The following is a 12,517-nucleotide window of genomic DNA, read 5'->3' on the forward strand; positions in this document are numbered from 1 at the left end:
TTCATAATTTATTCATAATTTATTCATAATTTAATAATAATTATAAAAAGATATTTTTAGTTCTATCATAATTTTTTTTGAGATATATCTAGGATTTTCATCATTGATTTATCTTAGTTTAGAAGATGATTTTTGAAAAATATGCCTTCAAATCAGCTATATCTTAGGTTTTTTCGATAAAATACAAGTTCGTTTTGATTTTATAATTGAGACGAAAATAGCTCACACACGCTAGTTCTCAAAAGGTTGCGGTTTTACCGTTAAAGAGCGTGGAGGCAGAAACTGATTAAAAACAAGGAGAATACAATGGTTACTATGAAAGATTTGTTGGAATGTGGTGTTCATTTTGGACATCAAACTCGGAGATGGAATCCAAAAATGAAACGTTTTATTTTTGGAGTGAGAAAAAATATCCATATTATTGACTTACAAAAAACACTTAGATATTTTCGATATACTTACAATATCGTTAGAGACGCTACTGCTGAAGGTAAAACCATTATGTTTGTAGGTACAAAAAAACAAGCTAACGAGACACTCAAAGAATATGCAGAAAAAATCCAAGTTCCTTATGTAAATTATCGATGGTTAGGTGGTATGCTCACAAACTTCAGTACGATAAAAAAATCTGTTAGAAAACTTGAAATTATAGAAGATATGGAAGCAAGTGGTCAAATTGATTTACTTACAAAAAAAGAAAAATTGATGATTTTGAGAAAGAAAGAAAAACTTGACAAATATCTAGGTGGGGTTAGACATATGAAAAAAGCCCCTGATATGATTTTTGTGATTGATGTTGTAAAGGAAAAAATTGCTGTTGCAGAGGCTAGAAGACTTGGCATACCTGTTGTAGCACCTTTGGATACAAATTGCGATCCAGATGTGGTTGATTATCCAATTCCTGGAAATGATGATGCGATTCGATCTATACAGCTATTTTGTAAAGAAATGAGTGAGGCTATTCTTGAGGGTAGGGAGATTGCAGGAAAAGATGAAAGCGTTCAAGAAGCTCAAGGAGAAGAAAGTGAACCTGCTTCGGACGAAGAGAAAAAAGAACTTCTTCAAGAGGTTACTGCTGAGCTTACAAAAGAAATGATGGAAGGAGAATAAATGGCAGAAATCAACGCACAACTTGTAAAACAGCTACGAGAAATGACCGATGCAGGGATGATGGACTGCAAAAAAGCACTCGTAGAAACAGATGGAGATATCAATAAAGCTGTTGAATACCTCAGAGAAAAGGGACTTAGTAAGGCCGCAAAAAAAGCCGATAGAATTGCTTCTGAAGGCGTTGTATCTATTAAGGTTTCTGCTGATTTTTCTAAGGCTGTGATGATTGAAATCAATAGTGAAACCGATTTTGTTGCAAAAAATGATGGGTTTAAAGATCTTGTAGAGAAGACTTCAAATCTAGCAAAAGATATGGCAGTATTTAGTTTGGAAAACTTAGAAAAAAGCTCTATTGATGGGATGGGATATGGAGAATATCTCAAAACCCAAATCGCTAAAATCGGTGAAAATATCGTTGTGAGAAGAATAGCAGGTATTACTGCAGGGACAAATCAAATCGTAAATGGATATGTGCATTCTAATGGTAGGGTAGGTGTTCTTATTTCTGCTAGCTATAAGGATAAGAAGAATCTTCAAGCTTGTGGTGAATTTATCCGAAACATTTGTATGCATGCTGCTGCTATGAAACCTCAAGTTTTGGATTACAAATCTTTTGACTTAGACTTTATCCAAAAGGAAAAGATCGCTCTAATAGCAGAGGTCGAAAAAGAGAACGAAGAGCTTAGAAGACTTGGGAAGCCTCTAAAACATATCCCTGAATATATTAGCAGAATCGAAATTACTGATGATGTTTTAAAAAATCAGGAAAATGCTATCAAAGAAGAACTAAAAAAACAAAATAAACCAGAGGCTATTTGGGATAGAATTATTCCTGGTCAAATAGATCGATTTATAGCTGATAATACACTAATAGATCAAAGAATGACTCTCTTAGGACAGTTTTTTGTAATGGATGACAAAAAAACAGTGGCGCAGGCCATTGAACATAAATCCAAAGAACTTAACGATCAAATTGAAATTCTTGAATATATTAGATTTGAGTTAGGTGAAGGTATAGAGAAAAAAGTTGAAAACTTTGCAGAGGAAGTTATGGCACAGATGAAGTAATTTGTCTCCTCTCCATAAAAATAAGCCAAATTCTACCTATGGAATCAATCCCTGATTCCATGAAATCGTTGCTCGATTTATTTATAATCTACATTAGCCACAAGGCAATTTCATCAGCGATAAAAAAATCATTTGCCACTAGTTTTTGAATCTTTTGTTTATTATAGTTTTCCTCAATCAAGTGACATTTTTTTTCTTCAATCAAGATTTTTATCTTTTCTTGTTTATCTTTTAGTATATCAAGACTAACTCCCACTTCAGAACGCAGACCTAAAAATATCGCTTCATTATCTAGGTCGTTTTTACTTAAGTGCTCGATGTCTTTTTTTGATGTATTTTTGATGTATTTTTCTATATTTCTTTGAGAATAATATCTTATATATCCTTTTCTTCCGACAGCACCTGCTCCACATCCGATGTATTCTTCTCCTCTCCAATAAGCAAGATTGTGTTTTACTTTGTAACCTCTTGAATAATTTGAAACTTCATATATATGAAATCCATATTCAGATAATGCTTCTCTTATCTCTTCAAAAAATGAATTTGTTTGAGGATTTTTTTCATATATTTGTGCAAGTTTAGAATCTTTTTCAATACTTAAGCTATATGCAGATATATGGTTTATAGGGAGTTTGGAAGCATTTCTTATTTCTTCAAAAATCCTGTTTTTATTGTCTTGTGGGGTATCATATATAAGATCGATGCTGATATTTTTAATATTGCTTTGATAGATCAAATCTATACACTTATGAATATCTTCATAGTTATGCTCACGTTGTAGAAATAAAAGTTTATCATCAAAAAAACTTTGCACTCCTACACTCATTCGATTTACTCCAAAACTTTGCATATCCCTACACCATTGCTGAGTAATTAGTTCAGGATTCGCTTCTGTTGTAATTTCACAATCTTTTGATATTTTTGAATATTTCCATATTGCTTCAAAAATATTTCCATAAAACTTAGATTCGATGCTATTTGGCGTTCCTCCACCAAAAAATATAGAGTCAATAGTTTCTGTGTTTTGTTTAAGCGAATCTATAATGTCTTTTTGCAATGCTTTCATATATTCAAGCTTGAGATGATCTTCTTTGGCATAAGAATTAAATGTGCAATAACCACATTTACTAGTACAAAATGGAATATGGATATAAAGTATCATAGGTTTTAAAACTTTTAATTTTTTATTAATAAAGTATTAACGATTTTAGCATTAATATTACGATTGTAATTTTATCAAAAAAGGAACGAAAATGAAAAAATCATTGTTAGCACTTACGATTTTGGCTTTAGGGGCTATAGGATTACAAGCAGATCCTGCAACTATCATCAAAACAAAGTGTCAAGCTTGTCATGGAGCAAATATGGAAAAATCAGCATTAGGTAAAAGCAAGATTGTTAATACCCTTACCCCAGAAAAGATCAAAGCTGACTTATTAGGATACAAAGCAGGAACATTAAACCAATATAAAATGGGAGCAACTATGTGGGGTCAAGCCAAATCCCTAAGCGATGCAGATATTGACGCATTAGCAAAATACATCCCAACTCTCAAAAAATAATCTTTGGGGATTTTTTCCCCAATTACTCAAAATTCACTTCTAACAAAACCACTCTAAAGCAATTTTTATTTATAATGCTGTAATAATTTTAAATCGGAGCAATTTATGCAGATTAAAAAAAGCTACAGACCAAATGTAGCTGCAGTTGTTTTATCTTCAAACTACCCTAGCAAGTGTGAATTTTTTGTTGCTCAACGCAGTGATATTAAAGGAGCTTGGCAATTTCCTCAAGGAGGAATCGATCAAGGCGAAACACCCTTATGTGCACTTTTTAGAGAACTGAAGGAAGAAATAGGCACAGATGAAGTAGAGGTGATTGCTGAATTTCCAACCTGGATAAGATATGATTTTCCTTCCAGCATAAGTAAGAAATTTTATCCATTTGATGGACAGGAACAAAAATATTTTCTCGTGAGATTGAAAAATGATTCAAATATCAATATTCAAACTGATATTCCAGAATTTGATAGATATGAATTCGTAGGCTATGATGAACTGTTTGAGAAAATTACGCATTTTAAAAAACAAGTTTATAAACAAGTGATTGATTATTTTAGGAAAGAAGGGTATTTGTAATGTTGATTGTTCAAAAATATGGTGGAACAAGCATGGGCGATTGTGATCGGATTCAAAATGTCGCTAATCGTGTGTTAGAAACAAAAAAAATAGGGCATTCTTTGGTGGTAGTTGTCTCAGCAATGAGTGGGCAAACAGATACTTTAATAGGCTACACAAAGCATTTTTCAAAACTCCCAATCGAGCGAGAAGTTGATATGGTTTTGAGTAGTGGTGAACGTATCACAAGTGCTCTTTTGGCAATTGCTTTAGATTCGATGGGGTATAAATCTATTTCATTAAGCGGTAGAGGTGCGGGTATCATTACTGATGGTGTGCATACAAAAGCTAGGATTGAATATATAAATACTCAAAAAATTACCGATTTACTTAATGAAGGTTATATCGTTGTTGTTTCTGGATTTCAAGGAGTCACAGAAAAAGGAGAGGTAACTACACTAGGTAGGGGAGGAAGTGATTTGTCTGCAGTTGCATTAGCAGGTGCTTTAAATGCTGATTTGTGTGAGATATATACAGATGTAGATGGAGTTTATACCACCGATCCTAGAATCGAGAAAAATGCCAAAAAAATAAATAAGATCAGCTATGATGAAATGCTGGAACTTGCTTCTATGGGGGCTAAAGTCTTATTGAATAGATCTGTAGAATTGGCAAAGAAATGGAATGTTCCACTTGTCACAAGAAGTTCTTTTACCCACGATGAAGGCACATTAATTACTACGGAGGAAAACATTATGGAAAAACCAATTGTTAGCGGTATCGCACTTGATAAAAACCAAGCAAGGGTAAGTATCGCAAATGTTCAAGATAGACCTGGAATTGCTGCTGATATTTTTGGTTCTCTTGCTGATAATAATATCAATGTAGATATGATTGTCCAAACTATTGGTAGAGATGGAAAGACGGATATTGATTTTACTATTTCTGAGAGTGAGACGGATTTGACAAAGAAAGTTTTAGATAAATTTTTAGATAATGTTGAATCTATTGATTATGATTGTGATATTGCAAAAGTATCGATTGTTGGCGTAGGAATGAAGTCTCATTCTGGAGTTGCAAGTGCTGCTTTTAAGGCTTTGGCAAAAGAAAATATCAATATTATGATGATAAGCACTAGCGAAATCAAAGTTTCTATGATTATTAACATAAAATATTCTGAACTTGCAGTTCGAACACTTCATTCTGTATATGAGCTAGACAAATGACAGCTGCGATTGAAATATCAGATTGGATGCTTAAGGCGATTAGAGAAGAGAGTGAAAGTGTTGCTATGATGAGTGGATGGCTAGAAATGGAACGTTATCAGTGGGTTTCAATGACTTCCAGGACTATCGGTCATATATTAAATGGAGGAACACTCCTTGTGTGTACTGATGAAGATAGGCAATGGTTTGGGAAATATATCGTTTCATCTATAAATCGTTTAGGTGGGAAGTCAAGACCGATCTTACCCGTGTTTAATTTCACTGACTTATTGCCCAAAGTATTTAAGGAAAACTCTTTAATAAATGATGCACTTGATATATCTTATAAAGATTATATGTTTTGGTATATTGGTAAAACTGGTAATCCATTGGCAAATCTAGCCTTCAGCAGAGAAAATGGTTTTTTTTGGATTTTTGATGACTCTATTCAAGATGGATTGACATTGAGTTCTCTTGATACGATGATAGATTATAAACTTATCCAGCTTTTTAGGATTTTTGAAAAAACTCTTTTTGATGCTTTGTTTGGAAAAATTATCTTAGAATAGAGGCAAAATGGAACAAGCTTATAGTGGAATGATTGTGTTAAATAGCAATATATCCCAAGAAGCATCAGAACAGAGCAAGGGTATTTCTCCTGCTTTTTTGCGACTTTTTGAACGTGATGAATTTAAAATTGAGGATTCTCATGAAGTTATCAATGAGGCCTATATTGCTTCTGAAGAGCTAAAAACAATTATTATCGCAGCAAACTCTTATAATCATTTTGCACAAAATGCACTCTTGAAGGTTCTTGAAGAGCCCCCTTCAAAAACTCGTTTCATTTTGATCGCCAAAAATAAAACTTCTATTTTGCCTACCATTAGATCAAGGCTGCAGATTCAAGATAACAGAAACCCAAAAATTTTTGAAGAGTTGGATATAGATCTTAAAAATCTTTCATTAAAATCTATCTACAATTTTTTAAAATCTTTGGACTCAGCTCCAAACCCCTCAAGAGATACCACTAAAGAAAAAATTCAGTCTTTGTTATTTATGATAAAAAAACTCGGAATAAGTTTTAATGAAGGTGATTTGAAGAGTTTTGATGAGGCTTTGGAAGCTAATGCAAACTATCAAAAAGATTCCTACATTTTTTTACCGCTTTTATTGATGGTATTACGAAACCTAAAGGCAAAGAATGCAAAAAAATAGCCCTATGTCCATTAAAAGAATCAATCCTCAAGCAATTTATGATTACATCAAAAAAATAAATAGTGATGAGGGTGGATTAAAGATTATGAATAAAAAAGGCGATATTTTTGCCTTTCATATCACTTCTGCTTCTCTTCCAGCGGCAAATATACTCAAACAAGAAGCGTTGAGTGTTGGAGGGGATTTTGCTACACCCTATGAGTGTATTTTGGGTCAAAAAAGTCACTATGATGGTGTTTTGATAGCTACAAAATCACAGTTAGAGCAGATTGCAAAAAAATGTGCAATTCAGCCTTTTGGACTTAAAAAAATTGGAAAATCCATATCAGAACATTTGAAAAACAATCCTCAGTCTCCATCAAATATGGAAATATCCTCTGCTATTATGGCTATTATTAATATCACTCCAGATAGCTTTTTTGCTCCTAGTAGGCACAGTGTGCACGAATCTATTGAGAAAATCCACACCCTTATCAATAAGGGTATAAAACTCATTGATATAGGACCAGCTAGTTCTAGACCAGGTAGTGAGCTTATAGAGGCACAAGAGGAAATAGATCGCTTGAGGGAGATTGCCCTATACATCAAAAATGAACATTTGAACGAAAAGGTGATATTTAGTATCGATACATACAATCCAGCTACCGCAGATTTTGCACTTTTTCATGGATTTAAAATCATCAATGATGTGAGTGGATTTGCTTATCCTGATATGTTTAAAATTGCAGCAAAGCATCATGCAAAAGTTATCTTGATGCACACACAAGGTACACCCAAAGATATGGATCAATTTACTGATTATGAAGATTTGTTTGTACATATAGATGGTTTTTTTGCTGAAAAAATTGATTGTTTGAAGTCATATGGAATTGATGATATTATTTTAGATGTCGGAATTGGTTTTGCCAAAAACGAAGTTCAAAATTTAGCTCTTATCAATCACTTAAAGCATTTCAAGCATTTTGGTTATCCGCTACTTATTGGAGCAAGTAGAAAAAGCGTTATAGGTTCTATTGTGGAGAAACCACCTCTTGAGAGGCTTAGTGGGACACTCGCATTTCATCTAATTGCTTTTCAAAATGGAGCGGATATTTTGCGAGTTCATGATGTGGATGAACATATTGATTGTCTGAAAATCTATCAATCTCTAAAGAGTGCTAATGTCTAAAACAAGCTATCTTTCATCAAGTCTAATGAAGATCTATCTAACCAATCGTGGGCATACACAAACTGAACTTAATCATTTGAATGATTCAGAGCTTTTTGAGTTATATAAAGAAGAAAGCTTGGAATATCTTCATCTTTTTCAATTAGAGCTTGATGAACAGATCGGCAATACAATCAAGAATCGTCCAAAAAACTATAATAGCCCTAGCAAACTCAAAACAAAAATTGAAAAAATAGGAAAAAATATTTCAAAAGTCTATGATATGATTGATGAATATATTGATGATTACACTTATGAAGAGTTTTTGGAGATTTTTCGATCTTATCTGAGGATTCCAGCAGTAAAAATCCAAAAAATCCTAAAAGTGAAATACAGACAACTCCAAGAAGTATGGCTAGAAAAACTAAAGGTTAGATTCTCCTCTCTTCCTGATGAAGAGAGGATTCAGCTGATGGACTATTATGAAAAAAATAGAGACAATATTCAGAAACTCAAACAAATCTACCATCTCTCAGAAGATGAAAATTACATCAAAAATATCCAACAGATTTCAGAATTTAAGCTTGATATAATGGAAAGCTTTATGCCCGAATTGATGGAAGAAAACTACAAGGCTTACTATGATGAAACACCTGAAAAAATAAATCTTGTTCAAGAAGTGTTGACACTCACACACTCTTATCCTAGAAGCTTTCTCAAAGAGCTTTCAATGTCAAAATTAGTTTTTTTGAAAAATGAGATTATAGAGCAAGATAAAAGAGAAATCGCTGACAAAAAGCTTTTCAACAAGCATACCAAAGCCCTAGAGGAGGCGTTAAACTCTCCAAATGACACAGACTTTTCAAGAGCTGCACTAGATGCTATTACAGAACTAGATAGCGATATTCTCCACAGAGTGGTGAATTATCTGACGAATAAAAATAAAGCATTTCTCAATAAGTTTAACACAGCTATCAAAGGGTATCAAAATATCTTGAAAACTAAATTCATATAAAACAAACGATATTTGATGTATAGTGTTTATAATTTTCTAAAAATACAGCAAAAATGATTTATTTTTTTAAAATTAAATACTTTGCAATTTTTTTCAGCTAAAATAATCAAAAATTCAAGGAGAAAAATATGTATTCTCAAAAAATCCAAAATCTATCAGAATCCGCGACTATTGCTATCAGCACTCTGGCTTCCGAACTCAAAGCAAAAGGTAGAGATGTGCTTAGCTTCTCTGCTGGAGAGCCTGATTTTGACACACCCCAAGTTATCAAAGATGAGGCTATCAGAGCCTTGAATTCAGGTTTTACCAAATACACTGCCGTAGCTGGGATACCTGAACTCAGGGAGGCGATTTGCAAAAAACTCAAAAAAGACAATAACCTTTCCTATACTCCCAAGCAGATTCTAGTGAGTAATGGTGCAAAACAATCTCTATTTAATATCTTCCAAGCACTTATAAATGATGGCGATGAAGTGATTATTCCTGCTCCATATTGGGTAACTTATCCAGAACTCGCCACTTATAGCGGGGGTAAGCCTGTATTTATCAACACTGATGAAAATAGCAATTTCAAGATCACTGCTAAGCAACTCAAAGAAGCTATCACATCAAAGACAAAAATCCTCGTGCTTACCACACCTTCTAATCCTACTGGTATGGTTTATACAAAAGCTGAACTCACTGAAATAGCACAAGTGCTAAAGGATACCAAAATCTGGGTCGTGAGTGATGAGATGTATGAGAAACTTCTCTATGGCGTGAGTTTTACCTCTGTGGCTTCTATCAGTGATGATATGATGAAAAGAACTATCACTGTAAATGGTCTGAGCAAGGCTGTTGCGATGACAGGCTGGAGGATGGGATATCTCGCTAGTGTAGATGACAAGCTAGTGAAGCTAATGGATAATCTCCAAAGCCAATGCACTTCTAACATCAACTCTATCACACAAAAAGCCTCTGTAGTGGCTCTCAGTGGCGATGCGGACAATGATATAGAAATGATGAGAGATGCCTTTGAAAAGCGAAGGGATTTGGGCTGTGAGCTTATCAATAATATCGCAGGACTTAGCGTTCAGAAACCTCAGGGGGCATTTTATCTTTTTATCAATATCAAAGGCGTAAGCAGATTTGGTGGGGATTCGATGAAATTCTGTAGCGAACTTTTATCACAAGAAGGCGTGGCGTTAGTGCCTGGAAGTGCCTTTGGGATGGAAGGGTATGTGAGATTTTCTTTTGCTTGTTCTACAGAGCAGATTACTGAGGGTATCAAGAGGATCGAAAAATTTGTGAGAGGGTAAATCCCTCTCTTAATTTTCGAGATTTTCCAAGAAACCAGAAAAGTCTTTTTCTAGCTCTTCTAGTGTTTTATATCTTTTGTTTTTATCACCATTTGTGCCTTTTTCCAAAAAATCACATTTTTGATTTTCTATTCTAGTTTTTCTAGTTGCTACAAAAAATAAAATCCTTGTGAGAGCATAGATTTCATGAACTTTATCGTAGTTCTCAAAACCAATTTGTGATAAGTCTGAGAAGTCATTAAAAGAACCTTTTAATTCAGTTTCGTGCTTTGTTAAATCACTCTCAGGTATTTTTACAAGCCCAAAATCTGAGATTTTTACTACTACTACATCATGATATTTTTTTAAAAGGATATTATTTGGACTTATGTCTCTATGCAGAAATCCTTTGTTCCATATGTATTTGAAAGCCCTAATGATTTGAAGACCTATACTTTTCCTTTCCTCTATTTTTAATTTATTATTCTTTTTATCAATATATTTTTGAAGTGTAAGATCAGCATATTCCATACAATACTCGTTTGTATCCTTTTTAAAATAATATACTTCTAAAATATAAGGACTTTTTAATTCCTTCATTATCTCAAATTCTCTTTGAAATCTTTTTAATTCTTTATCAGTCAAATCTTCTTTTGCTCTTTTTATTGCAAAAAATTTATTGTAGTAATCGTCTTTATATTTAAATACATGTGCGTATGAGCCATTTCCTATGAGTTTTAGTTCAAAATTTAAATTATCATTTCTTATTACCTTATTGGATACTCTAATAAAAATAGGAATTTCATAATAAATAGTTATTGTGTCTAACCCTATAGGAATTTTACTACCAAAACTTTCTTTTAAAAAATCTATACATATATCAAATAATTCTTCATAATCTTCGTCTATTTTAAAGGCATAGATAGTATTTTTTAATTCTTCTTGAAATTTTTTTGATATTTTTAATACTTGAAGCAATGCTCTACTATCATCTGCCCAATAGTATCTATTGCTATTTTCTGTTGCTGGTAATCTTGAATTCATTGATTTGAAACACTTAATTATTTGTTTATGGAGTGTTGAGAATATAAGTTTTAAATCGCAATCTTCAAAATCATTATAGAGTGTAATATATTCTTCTGTTAAAAGATTCTCTAGTTGCTTTTTTGTGCTTGTTATAGTATTTCTAATAGAAAGATCATTTTTATTCATTTTTAACCCTCTTCTATAATCTTTATATCTTCATCTGTGAGGTTGTAGAGTTTATACACTAGAGTATCTATTTCTTTTTCTAGTTTGGAAATATCAGCTTCGCAGTCTTCTTCTTTTAGTTTGAGTATTTTATCAACTAGAGAGATGATTTCATTAACAATTTTTTGGTTTTTGGGTTTAATTTTTGGAATAGGTAGTTCGCCAACACTCAAAGTATCAAAACTAAAAGCACCACCCTGCATATGTGTTGAGAAATATTTTTTGGTATAAAAGTAATTCATTAGTGTGCTATTTAAGACACCTAGAATAAATTTTTTATCTATTTTAAAATTCCATATAACATTGATTTTTCCTCCAAAAGAACCTTTTGGAGGAAAACAGCAACGAATGATATTTGTCATTCTAGACATAAAAATAACTTCCGAATTTTCGAAAATGGCAATCTTATTTTTAGAATAATAAAATGGTATTCTTTTTAAGAATTTATTTTGTTTGTAATTGTATTTTGATATATCAGAAGCTTCTAAAAAAGGAGCATTTTTGTCAGTTTTGATATTACCTACATCTTCTCTAAAGCCAGCAACTGATAGACCACAAAAAACTTCACAAAAACTATTTAGTGTCTCATAATTCATATTAAATATTTTTTCAGTAATTGGGTTTAAAAATAGAGATAGATTTTCTATATATTTTGCTTCTATTTTTTTATATTTAATTCCATCAAGATTTTTATCTGCTACGTATCCAAATAAAATACTAGAGTTTTTGTCATCTTTATGCCCAAAATAATTGATACAAGTGTAGGTGGAAGCACTATCAAAAATTTTTAAATCAGATATATCTAATATTGAAATAAGTTCTAGATTTTTATCAATAAAACTTCTTATACCTTTTCCTGAATTTAATGAAATATAAGAAATTGGATTTATAAAAATAATATTTCCTCGCTTTTGTATTAGTGAATCTGCAACTTCAATAAAATATACAAATATACTTGCAGTCTTAGAAATGCCATATGAATATGAGGTTTTTTCAAGATGTTCTTTTGTATCATCATTAATTCTTCTATAATCTATATACGGCGGATTGCCAATCACGAGATCAAACCCTACAAAATCCCCTTCTTCATCTAACACTTCAGGGAATTCAAA

The 12,517-nt window shown here is 32.5% G+C and carries 13 protein-coding genes; 10 read left to right on the plus strand and 3 right to left on the minus strand.

The window, feature by feature from the left end; all coding sequences use genetic code 11:
• Positions 1–306: 306 nt before the first annotated feature.
• Together rpsB and tsf are read left to right on the plus strand one after the other, a co-directional pair.
• On the plus strand, positions 307–1,110 hold the full coding sequence (gene rpsB / locus Q5I06_RS07605) for a 30S ribosomal protein S2 (RefSeq protein WP_305517516.1): 804 nt from the start codon (positions 307–309) through the stop codon (positions 1,108–1,110).
• Positions 1,111–2,178, plus strand: coding sequence for a translation elongation factor Ts (tsf, locus tag Q5I06_RS07610; RefSeq protein WP_305517515.1), 1,068 nt, complete (start codon positions 1,111–1,113; stop codon positions 2,176–2,178).
• Between the two features lie 88 nt (positions 2,179–2,266).
• On the opposite strand, the gene hemW is transcribed toward tsf, so the two are convergent.
• On the minus strand, positions 2,267–3,340 hold the full coding sequence (gene hemW / locus Q5I06_RS07615; protein WP_305517514.1) for a radical SAM family heme chaperone HemW: 1,074 nt from the start codon (positions 3,338–3,340) through the stop codon (positions 2,267–2,269).
• A gap of 91 nt (positions 3,341–3,431) precedes the next feature.
• On the opposite strand from hemW, the gene Q5I06_RS07620 reads away from it, so the two are divergent.
• The 8 genes from Q5I06_RS07620 (at position 3,432) to Q5I06_RS07655 (ending at position 10,175) form a co-directional block, all read left to right on the plus strand.
• Complete coding sequence (locus tag Q5I06_RS07620; RefSeq protein ID WP_305517513.1) at positions 3,432–3,740, plus strand: c-type cytochrome; 309 nt, start codon at positions 3,432–3,434, stop codon at positions 3,738–3,740.
• Between the two features lie 105 nt (positions 3,741–3,845).
• Positions 3,846–4,316 (plus strand): RNA pyrophosphohydrolase, encoded by a 471-nt coding sequence (locus Q5I06_RS07625; protein WP_305517512.1) that lies wholly within the window; start codon positions 3,846–3,848, stop codon positions 4,314–4,316.
• Positions 4,316–5,521 (plus strand): aspartate kinase, encoded by a 1,206-nt coding sequence (locus tag Q5I06_RS07630; RefSeq protein WP_305517511.1) that lies wholly within the window; start codon positions 4,316–4,318, stop codon positions 5,519–5,521. The genes Q5I06_RS07625 and Q5I06_RS07630 overlap by 1 nt, the downstream gene beginning before the upstream one ends.
• On the plus strand, positions 5,518–6,069 hold the full coding sequence (locus Q5I06_RS07635) for a HobA family DNA replication regulator (protein WP_305517510.1): 552 nt from the start codon (positions 5,518–5,520) through the stop codon (positions 6,067–6,069). The genes Q5I06_RS07630 and Q5I06_RS07635 overlap by 4 nt, the downstream gene beginning before the upstream one ends.
• 7 nt (positions 6,070–6,076) lie before the next feature.
• Complete coding sequence (locus Q5I06_RS07640; protein ID WP_305517509.1) at positions 6,077–6,715, plus strand: DNA polymerase III subunit delta'; 639 nt, start codon at positions 6,077–6,079, stop codon at positions 6,713–6,715.
• A gap of 4 nt (positions 6,716–6,719) precedes the next feature.
• The gene (folP, locus tag Q5I06_RS07645; protein ID WP_305517561.1) at positions 6,720–7,883 is read left to right on the plus strand and encodes a dihydropteroate synthase; all 1,164 of its coding nucleotides are present in this window, start codon (positions 6,720–6,722) and stop codon (positions 7,881–7,883) included.
• Positions 7,876–8,877, plus strand: a complete 1,002-nt coding sequence (locus Q5I06_RS07650) for a hypothetical protein (protein WP_305517508.1) — start codon at positions 7,876–7,878, stop codon at positions 8,875–8,877. Before folP ends, Q5I06_RS07650 begins: the two co-directional genes overlap by 8 nt.
• Positions 8,878–9,005: 128 nt before the next feature.
• Positions 9,006–10,175 (plus strand): pyridoxal phosphate-dependent aminotransferase, encoded by a 1,170-nt coding sequence (locus Q5I06_RS07655; protein ID WP_305517507.1) that lies wholly within the window; start codon positions 9,006–9,008, stop codon positions 10,173–10,175.
• A gap of 9 nt (positions 10,176–10,184) precedes the next feature.
• Here Q5I06_RS07655 and Q5I06_RS07660 read toward each other — a convergent pair whose 3' ends face one another.
• Positions 10,185–11,366 carry a protein kinase family protein gene (locus tag Q5I06_RS07660; protein ID WP_305517506.1) on the minus strand — a complete coding sequence of 394 codons (1,182 nt, stop codon included), beginning with the start codon at positions 11,364–11,366 and terminating at the stop codon, positions 10,185–10,187.
• 2 nt (positions 11,367–11,368) lie between these two features.
• A partial coding sequence (locus Q5I06_RS07665) for an Eco57I restriction-modification methylase domain-containing protein (protein ID WP_305517505.1) occupies positions 11,369–12,517 on the minus strand: 1,149 nt, incomplete at its 5' end.

Origin of the sequence: Helicobacter cappadocius (assembly GCF_030688855.1) — a bacterium.
GTDB classification, from domain to species: domain Bacteria; phylum Campylobacterota; class Campylobacteria; order Campylobacterales; family Helicobacteraceae; genus Helicobacter_J; species Helicobacter_J cappadocius.